The organism is Lutibacter sp., assembly GCF_046055765.1.
GTDB lineage: Bacteria > Bacteroidota > Bacteroidia > Flavobacteriales > Flavobacteriaceae > Lutibacter.
The window spans coordinates 15365-32048 of record NZ_JASFZF010000075.1; the positions used below are offsets into that span (position 1 = coordinate 15365).

At 29.5% G+C, this 16684-nt stretch carries 14 protein-coding genes; 8 read left to right on the forward strand and 6 right to left on the reverse strand.

Annotation, left to right across the window (positions count from 1 at the left end; genetic code table 11):
• Window positions 1-67: 67 nt before the first annotated feature.
• Window positions 68-679, forward strand: a complete 612-nt coding sequence (recR, locus tag QM495_RS07730; RefSeq protein WP_408671531.1) for a recombination mediator RecR — start codon at window positions 68-70, stop codon at window positions 677-679.
• A 5-nt stretch (window positions 680-684) separates the two neighbouring features.
• Window positions 685-1839: a glycosyltransferase family 2 protein gene (locus QM495_RS07735; protein ID WP_408671532.1), complete on the forward strand. Its 1155-nt coding sequence runs from the start codon at window positions 685-687 to the stop codon at window positions 1837-1839.
• Here QM495_RS07735 and QM495_RS07740 read toward each other — a convergent pair.
• The 6 genes from QM495_RS07740 to QM495_RS07765 all read right to left on the reverse strand — a co-directional run bounded on the left by QM495_RS07740 (window position 1836) and on the right by QM495_RS07765 (window position 8834).
• Window positions 1836-3896, reverse strand: a complete 2061-nt coding sequence (locus QM495_RS07740; protein WP_408671533.1) for an acetate--CoA ligase family protein — start codon at window positions 3894-3896, stop codon at window positions 1836-1838. The two genes, QM495_RS07735 and QM495_RS07740, sit on opposite strands and share 4 nt — an antisense overlap.
• Before the next feature lie 16 nt (window positions 3897-3912).
• Complete coding sequence (locus QM495_RS07745) at window positions 3913-4497, reverse strand: indolepyruvate oxidoreductase subunit beta (RefSeq protein WP_408671534.1); 585 nt, start codon at window positions 4495-4497, stop codon at window positions 3913-3915.
• Window positions 4498-4512: 15 nt separating this feature from the next.
• A complete protein-coding gene (locus tag QM495_RS07750; RefSeq protein ID WP_408671535.1) occupies window positions 4513-6129 on the reverse strand; it encodes a thiamine pyrophosphate-dependent enzyme in 1617 nt (538 codons plus the stop codon).
• A 231-nt stretch (window positions 6130-6360) separates the two neighbouring features.
• A complete protein-coding gene (locus QM495_RS07755) occupies window positions 6361-6912 on the reverse strand; it encodes a CopD family protein (RefSeq protein WP_408671536.1) in 552 nt (183 codons plus the stop codon).
• 8 nt (window positions 6913-6920) lie between these two features.
• Complete coding sequence (gene hemH, locus QM495_RS07760; RefSeq protein WP_408671537.1) at window positions 6921-7937, reverse strand: ferrochelatase; 1017 nt, start codon at window positions 7935-7937, stop codon at window positions 6921-6923.
• A 3-nt stretch (window positions 7938-7940) separates the two neighbouring features.
• Window positions 7941-8834 carry a helix-turn-helix domain-containing protein gene (locus QM495_RS07765; protein ID WP_408671538.1) on the reverse strand — a complete coding sequence of 298 codons (894 nt, stop codon included), beginning with the start codon at window positions 8832-8834 and terminating at the stop codon, window positions 7941-7943.
• Window positions 8835-9105: 271 nt separating this feature from the next.
• Here QM495_RS07765 and hemA point away from each other — a divergent pair, with 271 nt between their 5' ends.
• The 6 genes from hemA to hemN all read left to right on the forward strand — a co-directional run.
• Window positions 9106-10371 carry a glutamyl-tRNA reductase gene (hemA, locus tag QM495_RS07770; protein WP_408671539.1) on the forward strand — a complete coding sequence of 422 codons (1266 nt, stop codon included), beginning with the start codon at window positions 9106-9108 and terminating at the stop codon, window positions 10369-10371.
• Window positions 10358-11947 carry a hydroxymethylbilane synthase gene (gene hemC / locus QM495_RS07775; protein WP_408671540.1) on the forward strand — a complete coding sequence of 530 codons (1590 nt, stop codon included), beginning with the start codon at window positions 10358-10360 and terminating at the stop codon, window positions 11945-11947. Before hemA ends, hemC begins: the two co-directional genes overlap by 14 nt.
• Window positions 11948-11959: 12 nt before the next feature.
• A complete protein-coding gene (gene hemB / locus QM495_RS07780) occupies window positions 11960-12925 on the forward strand; it encodes a porphobilinogen synthase (protein ID WP_408671541.1) in 966 nt (321 codons plus the stop codon).
• 103 nt (window positions 12926-13028) lie between these two features.
• Entirely contained in the window at window positions 13029-14339 is a 1311-nt protein-coding gene (gene hemL / locus QM495_RS07785; protein ID WP_408671542.1) for a glutamate-1-semialdehyde 2,1-aminomutase, read from the forward strand.
• Window positions 14340-14364: 25 nt separating this feature from the next.
• A complete protein-coding gene (hemE, locus tag QM495_RS07790) occupies window positions 14365-15390 on the forward strand; it encodes a uroporphyrinogen decarboxylase (protein WP_408671543.1) in 1026 nt (341 codons plus the stop codon).
• Window positions 15391-15416: 26 nt separating this feature from the next.
• Window positions 15417-16684 (forward strand): oxygen-independent coproporphyrinogen III oxidase (gene hemN / locus QM495_RS07795; protein ID WP_408671544.1); only part of this gene is annotated, 1268 nt, incomplete at its 3' end.

The following is a 16684-nucleotide window of genomic DNA, read 5'->3' on the forward strand; positions in this document are numbered from 1 at the left end:
ATTTGTAAGGAATAACAAAGAAACTAAAATTATTGAGAATATCATTTCCTAATTGTACATTTGCGAAATGAATTTTTCTTCAAAACTTTTGGAAAATGCTGTAAATGAAGTGTCTCAATTGCCTGGAATTGGTAAAAGAACTGCACTTAGATTGGTGCTACATTTGTTAAAACAACCGAAAACTCAAACATATCAATTATCAAATGCATTAACTAATTTGGTTGATGACATTAAATTATGTAAAAAATGTCATAATATTTCTGATGTTGCCATTTGTGATATTTGTGCAAATCCTTCACGAAATTCAGAAATTATTTGTGTTGTTGAAGATGTACGAGATGTAATGGCCATTGAAAATACAGCTCAATTTAAAGGATTATATCACGTTTTAGGTGGTAAAATATCACCAATTGAAGGTATAGGCCCTCAAAATTTAACCATTGATAGTTTAATTGAAAAAGTGAAAGAAGGAACTATTAAAGAAATTATTTTCGCATTAAGTTCTACTATTGAAGGAGATACTACTAACTTTTATATTTTCAAACAATTAGAACAGTTTAAGGTTAAAACTTCAACCATTGCTCGTGGAATTGCTGTTGGAGATGAGTTGGAATATGCCGATGAAATTACTTTAGGACGAAGTATTGTAAATAGAATTCCATTCGAAAAATCGTTATAAGCTAAATGAATTTATCAATAGTAATTATAAATTATAATGTTCAATATTTTTTGGAGCAGTGCATTTTAAGTGTACAAGCTGCTTCAAAAAACTTAACTATTGAAATAATTATAGTTGATAATAATTCTACTGATGATAGTTGTACATTAATTCAGGAAAAATATCCTGAAATTATTCTTATTCAAAATAAAGAAAATGTAGGGTTTTCAAAAGCTAATAATCAGGGAGTTGAAATTGCAAAAGGTAAATATGTTTTAATTTTAAATCCAGATACTGTAGTTGCTGAAGATACTTTTATTAAAATTTTAGAGTTTGCAAATAATAAACAAAATATAGGTGTTTTAGGTGTTAAATTAATTGATGGTTCTGGATTATTTTTGCCTGAAAGTAAGAGAGGAATTCCAACTCCACAAGTGGCTTTTAATAAACTTTTTGGAATTTCAAGCAAACGAACTGGGAAATATTATGCAACTCATTTAAATGAAAATGAAACAGGTGTTGTTGCAATTTTGGTAGGTGCTTTTATGCTATTAAAAAGAAGTATTTACAACGAAGTAAATGGTTTTGATGAAGCTTATTTTATGTATGGAGAAGATATTGATTTAAGCTATAAAATTTTAAATAAAGGGTATCAGAACTACTATTTTGCCAATACGCAAGTAATTCATTATAAGGGAGAAAGCACCAAAAAAGATGTAAAACATTTAAATTATTTTTATAAAGCAATGAATATTTTTTATAAGAAATATTTTAAATTGAACCGTGTGTATGATTTTATAATGAGTTTTGGAATTAAGTTTTGGTTTTGGTTGAAATATTTAAGAGTTATTCAATTTAAACAACGTTTTAAAGCTAGTTTAAAGGTGTTGTATTTAGGTAAAGATGAGCTGATTGAAAATCATTTAGAAAAAAATTATTTAATTGTGAAAGATGATTTAATTGGTGATTTTACTCAAATTAAAACAATAATTCAAAAACAGCGGATTGATACCATTGTGTTTGATAATGAAACTATCTCAAATAAACAGATTATTGAACATTTTCAGGCGTTAAAAAATGAACATGTTATTTTTAAAATAAGACCAAGAACAACCAATTTTATAATTGGAAGTGAAAATTCTTCAAATTTAGGTAAAATAGAATTAATTGAAGCTAGTTAATTTTTTTCAATTCTAATTCTGGCATCTACCGCAAAAATTTCATTCGAATTTCCTAACAACGGATTTAAATCTAATTCAACTATTTCAGGAGCTACTATTACTAAATTTGAAATTTTTGTAATAATTTTAGCAAATTCAGTTTCGTTAATACCTTCTTGATTTCTAACTCCTTGAATAATTTTATAAGATTTTAAATTTTGAATCATTTCAGTAGCTTCTTGTAATGAAACAGGAGCCAAAGCGGCATTTACATCTTTTAAAACTTCAATGTAAATTCCACCCAAACCACATAAAACTAAATGTCCAAAATTTCCTTCTTTTTTTGCGCCAATAAATAATTCAATTCCTTTTTTCATTGGTTGGATTAAAACAGCTGTAGCATCTTTAATTTGAATTATTTTATTAAAAGCATTAACTAATTTTTCTTCGGAAGTGATGTTTAAAACAATTCCACCAACATCCGATTTATGTAAAGGTCCTACAACTTTCATTACAACAGGAAAACCAAGGTTGTTTGTAGCTATTATGCTTTCTTTTTTTGAAGTACAAACTATTTCATGTACTACTGGAATTTTAGCTGCAATTAATAATTTCTTTACTTGTTGAGGTTGTAAATATCCATTAATAGCGTTATCAACAATAGTTCGTATTGTTTTTGAATCAACTTTTTCTGGTGTCGTTTGGTTGTAATTTTGTTTTGATATACGTGCTATTTTAGTTAATGCATTTCCAAATAAAACTTCATCAGGAAAATTTATGTTTCCTTTAGAAATAAAGTAATCTATTTCTTTTTTTACGTTTACCACAGAAGGTAAAACAGGAAAAATAGGTTTTTTACATTCTTGCATTTTTTTGTGAAGCACATCATAAACATCATATACTTCAAATAAGCCAGGACTTCCAAAAATTACAACCATGGCATCAATATTTGTAAATTTATCTTCGCAGTAATCAATAATTGTTTCTAATTGTTCTGCATTTCCTGTGGCTAAAAAATCAATTGGATTAGAAATTGATGATCCTAAATATAATTTACTTAATAATTCTTCACTTTCTTTTCCTGTTATTTCAGGTACATTTAAACCGTTTTTTGACAATGCGTCAGTTAGCATCACTGCTGGACCACCGGCGTGAGTAATAATGGCAATATTTTTACCTTTTAGCTCAGGCTGTGTAAATATTGAAGCTACAGTAATCAATTCATTTCTTCCATAACAGCGTATAATTCCAGCTTTTTTAAATAAGGCATCTACAGCAATATCAGAGTTTGCTAAAGCGCCAGTATGGGAGCTTGCTGCTCTACTTCCTGCTGATGAACTTCCTGCTTTAATTGCAGCAATTTTACATCCTTTATGTATTAAAGATGCCGCATGTTTTAAAATTTTTTGTGGATTTTCTATACTTTCAATGTATAGTAATTTTATTGTTGAACTTGTTTCTTTATTAAAAGTAACATCTAAATGTTCTAAAACGTCTTCTACACCAATTTGAGCTGAATTTCCAACAGAATAAACACTTGAAAAAGTTAATCCGGTTGCCATTGCAGCTTCCATAATAAAAACAGCTGTTGCTCCAGAACCAGAAATAAAATCAACGCCTTTTGAGTTTAACTTTGGAATTGGAGTTGTAAAAACTCCTGCATAATTTGTATTTATTAATCCAATATTATTTGGTCCTAATAATGTACCACCAACGGCATTAATTTCATCAACAATTTGTTGTTCTAATTTGGCTCCATCTTTATCTTTTTCACTAAATCCTGCTGAAAAAATAATAAATCCTTTGGTGTTTTTTTGATGTGTTAAAACTTTTATAGTTTCTAAAGTGAATTTTGCTGCAATAGCAATTATTGCCAAGTCTACAGTAGGAATTTCTGAAATGTTTTGGTAGCATTTTACACCTTGAACTTCAGTTTCTTTAGGATTTACAGCAATCAATTCACCTTTAAAATTATGTGCTATTAAATTTTTAAGAACATTGCCTCCAGGAGTTTGTGTATTGTTAGAAGCGCCAACAACAACTATGCTTTTTGGATTTAGTAGACTTTTGTGTAGCATTTATAAATTTACAATTTTATGAAATAATTGCAGTTGCAATTTCTTTTCCTTTGTTAAAAGCTTCAATATTTTTTGCAACAACTTTTTCACCTTTCCTTTTAAAAAGTGTTTTAATTGCTTGTTGTAAACTTTCATCGCTTAATGGAAGTTGAGAAGAAGCCGCACCTAATAAAACAATATTTGTTGCTCTTGAATTGCCTAAATCTTTTGCTAATTTTTTTGCATCTACTAAAATAGTATTTGGATACGATTTTATTTCAGTATATAATTCTTCTAATTCAGGGTAATCTGTAATATTATTAAACGGATTTGAATCTGTAACTAATAACCCATCTTTTTTTAGAAAAGGTAAATAGCGTAATAATTCCATAGGTTCCACAGAGATAATCATATCTGCTTTTCCTTGAGGAATTAAATCTGAATAAATAGCAGAATCAGAAATTCGTACGTGAGATTGTACTGCGCCACCTCGTTGACTCATTCCGTGTACTTCAGATTGTTTGAGATTTAAGTTTGAGGCTAATGCAGCTGTATCTAAAACTGCTGCAATTGTTAAAATACCTTGCCCGCCAACACCAGCTAATATTATATTTATTTTCATTTTAATCGTTTAAAATTAATTTATTGAAACTGCTTGTAAATGTTTTACATAGTCCTTTTTCTCTTTGGATAATTGAACGCAAGGACGTTGTGAAATAATTACCGAAACTCCTTTGTAATTTATTTCCTCTCTAATAATATCAATGTTTTCTTCTAAATTTTTATGAAGAGGAGTTAATACTTTTAAATGTTCTTCTTTAACACCAATTCCTTTACAAATATTCACCAATCTACCTGAGGCTGAAGAATCTTGAGCACCAGTCATTGCAATTGCCGAATTATCTGATATTATAACGGTCATTTGCGTATTTTCAACAACAGCTTCTAACAAGCCAGTCATGCCCGAATGTGTAAATGTAGAATCTCCAATAATAGCAATTGAAGGGTGAATACCAGCATTAGCGGCACCTTTTGCCATTGTTATAGAAGCTCCCATATCAATTAGTGTATTAATACTATTGAATGGTGGTAAAGCACCTAAAGCATAACAGCCAATATCACCAAAAACTTTTTGAGTGTTTTGTTCTTTTCCAAGTTGATTAATTGCGTCAAATAAATCTCTATGTCCACAACCAACACATAATTCTGGTGGTCTCCCTGATACTACTTTTGGTATTTCTTTAGATTTAATAACCTCAATTCCTAAAGCTTTTCCGATATTATCAGGGTTTAATTCTCCTGCGCGAGGAACATCTCCTGTCAATCGACCAATAACTTTTTTATTTTCATCAAGGAAGTTGGATATCATTTCTTCAATAAATGGATAACCATCTTCTAAAACTAGAATTTTGTTGCAAGTATCAAATAATTTTTTAACCAATTTTTTTGGTAAAGGATATTGAGAGATTTTTAAAATAGAAAATGGACATTTACCATCCTCAAAATTTTCCATTAAATAATTATATGCAATTCCTGAAGTAATAATTCCAAATGAAGTATCAGTACCTTTAATTAATTTATTATAATAGCTATTTTCAGAATTTTCTTTTAAATCGGGTTGAATATCAATTAGATGATTGTATCTACCTCTTGCGTGCATTGGTATTAATTGAAATTGTCGTTCATTTTTCGATAATTTAATTTCATTTTGAGCAACTCTAGCACCTGTTGTAACACCAGCTCTTGAGTGAGATAAACGAGTTACCATTCTAATTAAAACGGGAAGCCCAAATTTTTCTGATAAATCAAAAGCGTATTTAGTTATTTCATAAGCTTCTTGTTGGTTTGAGGGTTCTAACATTGGTATCATTGCAAATTTACCATAGTATCTAGAATCTTGCTCGTTTTGTGATGAATGCATAGATGGATCATCAGCAACTACAACAACTAAACCTCCATTTATCCCTGAAACAGACATATTCATAAAAATATCAGCAGCAACATTTAAACCAACGTGTTTCATCACGGTCATAGATCTTTTTCCTGCATAAGACATTCCTAAAGCACTTTCCATAGCTGTTTTTTCGTTTACAGACCAAGTAGCGTGTATATTTAGTTCTTTTGCTATTTTTGAGCGTTGTATATATTCGGTAATTTCTGTTGAAGGAGTTCCAGGATAAGCATAAACGCCTGATATTCCAGCATCTATTGCTCCTTGAGCTAAAGCTTCATTACCTAATAGAAGTTTTTTCATAAAATTCTAATTTTATAGTTGTTTTATTAATGTTGTAAAATTAAGAAATCGTTTTCGTTCGCGCTATGACCAAAATCATATTTTGGTATCTAACAAATTGATAGATAGAATATTATATATTTAATAAAAATGAGAAAGTATTAAATGTTTTTAGGTAGAAAAGATTATTTTGTTGTGGGATTTATAATATTTAGTAATAAAAATTATTTATACTGTAATTTTTTTGTTGATTTAATTATTGTCCCAACTTTTTTTAGCTCGTATATTTTTGTATAACTTAACACCTAGCATCAACAAAATAGAAACTCCAACAATTCCAAGTACGCCAAAAATCCAGCCAAAAGAGGTTTTAAGTACTACTAAAAATACGCAGGAAAATAAAATTATGGTAGCAACTTCATTCCAAATTCTTAAAGCAAAAGAAGAATAATTTAAATATCCTTTTTCTATTTGATTGTATAATAATTGACAAGACCAATGATACGCATAAAGAGCAGCAACAAATCCTAATTTAATTAGCATCCAATTTTGCTGAAGCCAACCCGGTTGTAATATTAATAGCCAAACTGCAAAAGTACTTGCTAAAACTGCTGAAGGCCAAGTAATAATATACCAAAGCCTTTTTATCATTAATTTATATTGTTTTAATAAAATATTTTTTTCTAATTCAGGTTTTTCTTCAGCTTCTTTATAATAAATGAATAGACGAATAATGTAAAATAATCCTGCAAACCAGGTGGTTATAAAAATTATATGTAGAGATTTTATATATAAATAGTCCATAATTTTTTTTAATTTTTAGCCCAATTATTAATCCATTTTGTAACTGTTTTTACCCATTCATCATTATCATTTAAACAAGGGATAGTATTGAATTTTTCTCCACCATTTTCAAGAAATGATTCTTTAGCTTCTATCCCAATTTCTTCTAAAGTTTCTAAACAATCGGAAATAAAAGCAGGAGTTACAACTGCCAAATTTTTAATACCATTTAGAGCTAAAGTATCAATAGTTTTATTGGTATATGGTTGTAACCAAGGATCTCTACCCAAACGAGATTGGAAAGAAGTACTAAAAGTTCCTTCTTTTAAATTTAATTGTTTTGCAACTAATTTGGTAGTTTCGTAACATTGATGCCGATAGCAAAATTCGTGTGCTACTGAAGTGGTATTGCAACAACTTCCATCTATTTTACAGTGAGATTTTGTGATGTCAGACTTTTTGATGTGTCTTTCTGGAACTCCGTGATAAGAAAATAATAAATGCTCTGGATTTTTTTTCTCTAATTCAGTTTGAATGGTAGTACTTAAAACTTTAATATATTTTTCATTATTATAAAAAGCAGGGAAATTGGTTAGTTTAATTTGAGGAAATTGTTTTTTGATAATTTTATTAGCTAAAACAACAATTGTTTCAGTTGTTGCCATAGCAAATTGAGGGTATAATGGAATTAAGAAAATTTCTGTAACTCCTTTATCAGCTAAATTTTTTATACCATTTTGAATGGATGGTTTTCCGTAGCGCATTGCCAGTTCAACAGGGATATTTGAGTGTTCCTTAACTTTTTTATGTAATCTTTCAGATAATACAATTAAAGGTGAGCCTTCTTTCCACCATATTTTTTTATAGGCTTCAGCAGATTTTTTTGGACGAGTATTTAAAATAATTCCTTTTACTATAAAAGCACGAAGTAAATAAGGCGTATCAATAACGCGTTTATCCATTAAAAACTCATCTAAATATTTTTTTACATCATTAGTAGATGTGCTGTCTGGAGAACCTAAGTTTACAAGTAAAGCTCCTTTCATAATTTATGATTTTGAAAATTGTTTTGGGGTTATGCCGTATTTTCTTTTAAATGCTGCAATAAAATGACTAGAAGTGCTATATCCAAGTTGTAAAGCGACTTCATTTACGTTTAATTGTTGTTCTAATAAAAGGTTTTTAGCTAATTCCATTTTATAATTTAATAAGAATGTAAAAACCGGGACACCATAAACTTCTTTAAATTCAGATTTCAATTTTTTAATATTTAAACCAACTTCTTTCGCTAATTCTGATAGGGAAGGAGGATTGTTCATTTCTTTAAGAATGAGCTGTTTAGCGTGCTTAATTTTACTTATGGTTTCTTCATTAGCAATATATGGGCAAGATTCAGTTTCATTTTCAGAAGGTGTACTAAAATAGTAACTTAATAGTTCGTATACTTTTCCTTTAATAAAAATAGGTCTTAAAGACTCATTCGTTTGTTTTGTAATTAGTTGGTTTAGAATCAATTTAATTGAAGAATTAATTTCTTTTGGTTCAATAATAGGGTTTTCACCTTTTAGACTGTTATAGTTAAATAACATAGTACCATCAATTGAAAACAAAGAATGAAAATATTCAAGTGAAATTAGAAGAACTATCAATTCAGATTCTGGAGGTATATTAAAAAGAATCTTCATTTGTTCGTCTTTAAAATATACCATGCTAGAGTTATTTGCAATTAAATTAATAGCACAATGTTCAAAATTAAACGCCACTTTGCATTCATGATTTATTGAAAAGTATAATTGAATACAATTATCAGTTAGTTGATACTTAAGCAGATCAAAATTAGAAGATAAGTTGTTGAAATGAAATACTTTAAATTTATTATTTTCAGAAAATAGCAAATGGGTACTTTTATCGATGTTTTTGTAAAGGTCTAATGAGTTTTTCATTTAATATTTTAAATATATTAAAATTAATATCTGTACGAAAGTAATAATAAAATTTAAAAATAAAACCATTTTAAATTTTATTATGACAATTGTCATATTTTTAAGAGCTTTATTTTACTGACATTTGTCGGTGTTTTTAAAATTAACTTGATTTAACACTGAATTGAGTGACAATTGTAACTTATGTCGACAATAAAAGTACTTTTGTCGATGTTTTGGAAAAATATATATTAGTACTTTTGTCGATACTTATTGGTAATACCATTTTATTATGAATCAAGAAAATATACCTTCAAAATTTTACAATGTAGGTTTAAGTTATAAAAAAGCAGATGCAAAAGTGCGTGGAGCATTTAGTATATCAAAGGAAAATCAAAAACTATTATTAGAAGATGCTAAATCCAAAGGAATTGAGGGTATTTTTGTGCTTTCGACTTGTAACAGAACTGAAATTACAGGTTTTGCAAAACACCCTTTTGAACTAATTAGCTTATTAGTCGAATATTCAAATGGTAGTGTTGAAGAATTTATAAATGTATCTAATGTTTATAAAAATAAAGATGCAGTTAAGCATTTGTTTCATATTGGTACTGGTTTAGAAAGTCAAATTTTAGGCGATTATGAAATTGTTGGTCAGTTAAAAGAAGCTTTTAAGTTGGCAAAAGAAGTGGGAACTACAAATACGTATTTAGAACGCTTAATGAATTTAGTTTTGCAAGCTAGTAAAGATGTTAAGAATCATACTAAATTAAGCTCAGGAACAACATCAGTAGCTTATGCAGCTATTCAGTACTTAATTGAAAATATTGAGGATTACGATCATAAAAAAATACTTATTTATGGTTTAGGTGATATTGGGAAAAATACGTGTAAAAATGTATTACAATACACCTCAAATAAAATGATTACTTTAGTTAATAGAACTAAGAAAACAGCTTTAGAGTTTAAAAATGATCACCCTGATGTAGAAGTTGTAGATTATACAGAGTTGACTTCAAAAATAATAGCAGCAGATATTTTAATAGTTTCAACAGGAGCAAGTGTTCCAACAGTTACAAAAGCTCATGTAGCTAAAAATAAAAAATTATTGATTCTTGATTTGTCAATGCCCGAAAATGTTGATACTTCAGTTAAGGAATTAGAAGGTATTACATTAGTAAATGTAGATGAACTATCAAAAATAACACATAAAACACTTGAAACACGTAGAAGTGAAATACCAGAAGCCGAAAAAATAATAAAAAAATATAAAGAAGAATTTAATGATTGGATTTCTATTCGTAAATTTGTACCTGCGGTAAATGCTTTAAAAGAATCACTTCAGGTTATTCAACATGCAGAAATTGATTTTCAATCAAAAAAAATAAAAAACTTTAATGTTGAACAAGCCGAGGTTATTACATCTCGTTTAATTCAAAAGATCACTACACAATTTGTGAAACATTTAAAAGACGAAGAAACTGCGGTTGATCAAAGTATAAATGTTATCAGCAAAATGTTTAATATTAAAGAAATGAGTTTAAATGAGAACGATTAAAATAGGAACAAGATCTAGTGAGCTAGCACTATGGCAAGCAAATACTGTAGCAGGTCAGTTAGAACACTTAGGGTATAAAACCGAAATAGTAAAAATAGACTCTGTTGGAGATATTGTTTTAGATAAACCATTATATGAATTAGGCATTACAGGTGTTTTTACAAAAAATTTAGATATTGCATTGCTAAATAATCAGATCGATATTGCAGTGCACTCTTTTAAAGATGTACCTACAAAATTACCTGAAGGAATTGTTCAAGCAGCAATTTTAAAAAGAGGTGATTTCAATGATATTTTAGTTATAAAAGAAGATGAAAATTTCTTTACTCAAGAAAGTGCGGTAATTGCTACCGGAAGTTTGCGAAGAAAATCACAATGGTTATATCGTTACCCAAATCATACAATAACCGGCTTAAGAGGAAATGTAAATACACGTTTACAAAAATTAGAAGAGAATGATTGGGATGGAGCAATTTTTGCTGCAGCAGGCTTAAAAAGATTAAAATTGCTACCACCTAAAGAAAAACATATTAAATTAGATTGGATGATTCCTGCTCCAGCACAAGGTGCAGTGATGATTGCCGCTTTAGATAAAGATGAAGAACTATTAGAAATTTGCAAACAAATTAACGATGAAAATACAGCAATTTGTGTTGGTATTGAACGTAAATTTTTGCAAGTACTAGAAGGAGGTTGTACAGCTCCAATAGGTGCCTTAGCTATGATTTGGGATGAAGAAGTAAAATTTAGAGGTGTTTTATTTAGTCCTGATGGTAAAAATAAAATAGAATTTTATAAAGAATCGCCAATCGATAACGTTTCTGATTTAGGTGAATATGCTGCGAATTATATTTTAGATAGAGGAGGAAAGAAATTAATGCGTGAAATAATAAGCATTGAAAAGGAAATAAATATTTATTCAACAAAAAACCTTTCTTTAGATCAAAAAAATAGTGTTTCAACTAAAATTGGGGTTGCTATGAGTGATTTTATTACTACTAGAAGCAATCGTTTAAAACCTATAATTGTAAAAAATCCAATTAAAAATGTTATAATTACTAGCCAAAATGCCGTAGACGCTTTGTTAGAAAATTTTATAGCTTCTGAATTAAATTTTGAAAATATTTATTGTGTAGGAAGAAGAACAAAAAGGCTGATAGAAAAGAAAATTGGAAAAGTAACTCATATAGAAAATTCTGCCGAAAAATTAGCTAACTATCTGGTTCATAGTTCAAGTGGAGAGGAAGTTACTTATTTTTGTGGAAATAAGAGAAGAGACGAATTGCCAACTATTTTAGCTAAAAATAATATTTTAGTTAAAGAAGTAGAATGCTATCAAACTCAATTAACTCCACGGAAAATAGCTGAAAAAAATCAAGGTATATTATTTTTTAGCCCAACAGGGATAGAAAGTTATTTGAAAGATAATAGTTCAAATAATAAAAGTATTGCATTTTGTATTGGTGATACAACTGCATCAGAAGCAAAAAAATATTTTGATAATGTTGTTGTAGCTGAGCTTCCAACAGTTGAAAGTGTTATAAAGTCTGTAAATAATCATTTTAAAGAATACTAAAAATTGAATCGTATGAATAGAACAAGACGCTTACGTAAAACAGAAAACATTCGTCGTTTAGTTAGAGAAAATAAATTAACCATAGATGATTTAATTTATCCTTTATTTATTGAAGAAGGTGAAAATATTGAGACTGAAATAGTTTCAATGCCAGGAATTAAAAGATTTTCATTAGATAGAATTTCAAAGGAATTAGAGGAGGTTGTTGCATTGAATATTCCGGCAGTTTTACTTTTTGGAATACCAACTAAGAAAGATGAAGTAGGTTCTGATACTTGGAATGATGAAGGAATTATGCAACAGGCTGTTCGTTTTATAAAGAAAAATTACCCAAGCTTATATGTAATTACAGATGTTTGTTTTTGTGAATATACAAGTCACGGGCATTGTGGAGTTATTCATGATAATGATGTTGATAATGATGCAACTTTGCCTAATATAGCAAAACAAGTTATTTCACATGCAAAAGCAGGTGTAGATATGGTTGCACCATCTGGAATGATGGATGGAATGATTGAAACTATTCGTGAAGCTCTTGATAACACAGGTTTTCCAAACTTGCCAATTATGTCGTATGCAGTAAAATATTCTTCAGCATTTTATGGCCCATTTAGAGATGCTGCAGATTCTGCTCCAACATTTGGAGATAGAAGAACTTATCAAATGGATCCTTCAAATAGAGATGAAGGAATGCGTGAAGCAACTTTTGATGATCAGGAAGGTGCTGATATTTTAATGGTAAAACCAGCGTTATCGTACCTAGATATTATTAGAGATTTAAAAAATAATTTTGACAGACCAATTGCTTGTTATAATGTAAGTGGTGAATATGCAATGATTAAAGCAGCAGCAGCAAATGGTTGGATTGATGGAGAAAAAGTAATGATGGAAAGTTTATTATCAATGAAAAGAGCAGGAGCAGATATTATTATTACGTATTTTGCTAAAGAAGTAGCAAAATTATTATTGAAAAAATAAAAGTTTTTTGAGTAAAGTTTAAGTTAGTCACTGAGCGGAGTCGAAGTGATTATCTTAATTAATTTGATTTCGATTCCGCTCAATTACCAATACCAAAAAGAAAATGAAATTAGAAAAATCATTAGAATTATATACTAGAGGGAAAAAACATTTAGTTGGAGCTGTAAATTCACCCGTTAGAGCTTTTAAATCTGTTGGAGGTATTCCAATTTTTATTGAAAAAGCAAAAGGAAGCAAAATTTATGATGTTGATGGTAATGAGTATGTAGATTTGGTATTGTCTTATGGTCCAATGATTTTAGGACATAGAAATAGTGTTGTTGAAAGTTCTATTAAAAAATATTTAAAAAATGGTTACACTTTTGGAGCTTCTACAAAGGGTGAAATTATTTTAGCTGAAATGGTTTGTAATGCTTTTCCAGGAATGGATAAGATTAGATTTGTAAATTCTGGAACGGAAGCAGTTTTAAGTGCCATTCGTTTAGCGAGAGCCTATACAGGTAAAAATAAAATTATAAAATTTGCAGGTTGTTATCATGGGCACTCTGATGCTTTATTGGTAGCGGCAGGTTCAGGTTTAGCAACATTAAGTTTACCCGGAAGTAAAGGTGTGCCAAATGATGCAGTTAAAAACACCTTAATAGCTGAGTTTAATAATATTGATAGTGTTGAAAAACATTTAGCTGAAAATAAAGATATAGCTGCCGTAATTTTTGAGCCAATTGCAGGAAATATGGGAGTTGTTGAACCAACTAGAGAATTTATTGAAGAACTTAGAGATCTTACCAAAGCAAGTGGAGTTTTATTGATTGCGGATGAAGTTATGACCGGTTTTCGTTCAAAATTTGGAGGCGCACAAGAATTATTAGGAATACAAGCTGATATTACTTGTTTAGGAAAAGTTGTTGGTGGAGGTTTTCCTGTTGGAGCTTACGGTGCACGAAATGAAATTATGGAAATGGTTGCTCCTTTAGGAGAAATGTACCAAGCAGGAACTTTATCAGGAAATCCAATAGCTATGAGTTGTGGGATAGCAACTTTAAAAGAGTTACAAAAAAGAGATCCTTATGTAGATTTTGAAAAAACAGCTACTTTTTTAGAGCGATCTTTAAAAGATGCTGCAAAAGAAAATGGTATAGATTTACAGGTAAATAGATTCGGGTCTATGATTAATGCATTCTTCACAAAAGAAAAGGTAGTCGATTTCAAATCGGCACAAACAAGCGATACTAAAAAATTTAAAACATTCTTTTGGAAAATGATGGAAAATGGTGTGTTTTTACCACCATCTCAATTTGAATCTTGGTTTTTAGGAACTGCTATGACAAAAAGAGATATTTATAAAGTTCGTTCAGCAATCCAAGTAGCTATGAAAGCCGTTGCCGATAAGGAAAAAAATAAAATAAAAATTTAAAAAAATAGTACTTATACTAATAAAAATGATTAAAAACGATTTATTTTTAAGAGCTTTAAAAGGAGAAATTGTTGAAAGACCTCCAGTTTGGATGATGCGTCAAGCAGGAAGATTTTTACCGGAATTTAGAGAAATTCGTGAAAAATATGATTTTTTTACACGTTGTAGAACTCCTGAATTAGCTTCGGAAATAACGGTACAACCTTATAGAAGGTTTGGAATGGATGCCGCTATATTATTTTCTGATATATTAGTGATTCCGCAAGCAATGAATATTGAAGTTGAAATGAAAGAAGGAATTGGACCTTGGTTACCAAATCCTATTCGTTCTCAAAAAGATGTTGATGCTGTTATTGTTCCTGATGTTACGGTAGAATTGAAATACGTAATGGATGCAATTAAAGTAACCAAACAAAAGTTGAATGACGATGTTCCTTTAATTGGTTTTGCAGGTTCACCGTGGACTATTTTATGTTATTGTGTTCAAGGTCAAGGTTCAAAAAACTTTGATAAAGCAAAAGAATTTTGTTTTACACAACCTTTGGCAGCACATACTTTACTTCAAAAAATAACAGATACAACTATTGCATATTTAGAAGAAAAAGTAAAATCGGGAGTTAATGCTGTGCAAATATTTGATTCTTGGGGAGGAATGTTATCTCCAACTGATTATCAAGAGTTTTCTTGGAAATATATCAACCAAATTATTGAAGCATTAAAAGATGAAGCACCAGTTATTGCATTTGGGAAAGGATGTTGGTTTGCTTTGGAAGAAATGGCAAATTCAAATGCAGCTGCTTTAGGTGTTGATTGGACAGTTAGTCCAAAAGTTGCTCGTAAATTAACAGGTAATAAAATTACATTACAAGGTAATTTAGATCCGGTACGTTTATTATCACCTCCCAAAGTCATAAAATCTATGGTAAAAGAAATGATTGATGATTTTGGGAAAGATAAATACATTGTAAACTTAGGTCATGGAATTTTACCTCACACTCCATTAGATAATGCGAAAGCATTTATTGAAGCTGTTCAGGAATATTCAATTTAATAGTTACTACAAACTAATTATGAAGCATGAAAAATCTGATTCAAAAATATAACATACCAGGTCCAAGATATACAAGCTATCCAACGGTTCCTTTTTGGGATAAGGAAGGAATTGCGCTGAAAGATTGGAAAAGTACAGTTAAAAAATCTTTTAACGAAAGTAATGATACTGAGGGAATTAGTCTCTATATCCATTTACCTTTTTGTGAAAGTTTATGTACTTTTTGTGCTTGCCATAAAAAAATCACAAAGCGTCACGAAGTTGAACAACCTTATATTGAAACTGTTTTAAAAGAATGGAACTTATATTGTGATTTGTTGGTTGAAAGACCAAAAATTAGAGAAATTCATTTAGGTGGTGGAACTCCAACCTTTTTTTCTTCAGAAAATTTAAAAAAACTAATAAATGGGATTTTTAAAAGAGCTGATAAATTTGAAACTTTTGATTTTAGTTATGAAGGTCATCCTAATCATACTTCAGAAGAACAGTTACAAACCTTATATGATTTAGGTTCTAGAAGAAATAGTTTTGGAATACAAGATTATGATCCAGTTGTTCAAAAATCAATTCATAGAGTTCAAAGTTTTGAGCAAGTAAAAAAGGTAAATGATTTATCTCGTAAAATTGGATACGAATCTATTAGTCACGATTTAATTTTTGGTTTGCCTTTTCAAACAGAAGAAAGTATTAGAAATACCATTAAAAATACCATAGCATTAAAACCAGATAGAATTGCCTATTATAGTTATGCGCATGTACCTTGGATAAAAGGTGTTGGGCAACGAGGTTTTGATGACAATGATTTACCTAAAGACAGTGAAAAGCGTTATTTATATGAATTGGGGAAACAATTATTTTTTGACAATGGTTATGTTGAAATAGGAATGGATCATTTTGCATTGCCAAGTGACTCTCTTTATAAAGCAATGGAAGCTAAAAAATTGCACCGTAATTTTATGGGGTATACGGCTGGTAAAACCGAATTAATGATTGGTTTAGGAATGTCTTCAATTAGTGATTCTTGGTATGCATTTGCTCAAAATGAAAAAACAATTGAAGAGTATACAGAAAAAGTAAATAACGGAATTATTCCAATTTTCAGAGGTCATTTATTAACCGAAACCGATTTAATTATTAGAAAACACATTTTAAATTTAATGTGCAATTTAGAAACTGAATGGAAAATAGGGTTACAATCAAAAGTAAAAGAGGAAATTATAAATCGTTTGCAAGAAATTATTATTGATGGTTTGGTTGAGGTGACAACTGATAAAGTTGTAGTAAATGAAGAAGG

Excerpts from the sequence above, each read along its gene's own strand:
- QM495_RS07755 (WP_408671536.1), bottom strand. The coding sequence starts at position 6,912 with ATGGACTATTTATATATAAAATCTCTACATATAATTTTTATAACCACC.
- QM495_RS07750 (WP_408671535.1), bottom strand. The coding sequence starts at position 6,129 with ATGAAAAAACTTCTATTAGGTAATGAAGCTTTAGCTCAAGGAGCAATA.
- hemB (WP_408671541.1), top strand. The coding sequence starts at position 11,960 with ATGAATAGAACAAGACGCTTACGTAAAACAGAAAACATTCGTCGTTTA.
- recR (WP_408671531.1), top strand. The coding sequence starts at position 68 with ATGAATTTTTCTTCAAAACTTTTGGAAAATGCTGTAAATGAAGTGTCT.
- hemH (WP_408671537.1), bottom strand. The coding sequence starts at position 7,937 with ATGAAAGGAGCTTTACTTGTAAACTTAGGTTCTCCAGACAGCACATCT.
- hemC (WP_408671540.1), top strand. The coding sequence starts at position 10,358 with ATGAGAACGATTAAAATAGGAACAAGATCTAGTGAGCTAGCACTATGG.
- hemE (WP_408671543.1), top strand. The coding sequence starts at position 14,365 with ATGATTAAAAACGATTTATTTTTAAGAGCTTTAAAAGGAGAAATTGTT.
- QM495_RS07735 (WP_408671532.1), top strand. The coding sequence starts at position 685 with ATGAATTTATCAATAGTAATTATAAATTATAATGTTCAATATTTTTTG.
- QM495_RS07765 (WP_408671538.1), bottom strand. The coding sequence starts at position 8,834 with ATGAAAAACTCATTAGACCTTTACAAAAACATCGATAAAAGTACCCAT.
- QM495_RS07745 (WP_408671534.1), bottom strand. The coding sequence starts at position 4,497 with ATGAAAATAAATATAATATTAGCTGGTGTTGGCGGGCAAGGTATTTTA.
- hemL (WP_408671542.1), top strand. The coding sequence starts at position 13,029 with ATGAAATTAGAAAAATCATTAGAATTATATACTAGAGGGAAAAAACAT.
- hemA (WP_408671539.1), top strand. The coding sequence starts at position 9,106 with ATGAATCAAGAAAATATACCTTCAAAATTTTACAATGTAGGTTTAAGT.
- QM495_RS07740 (WP_408671533.1), bottom strand. The coding sequence starts at position 3,896 with ATGCTACACAAAAGTCTACTAAATCCAAAAAGCATAGTTGTTGTTGGC.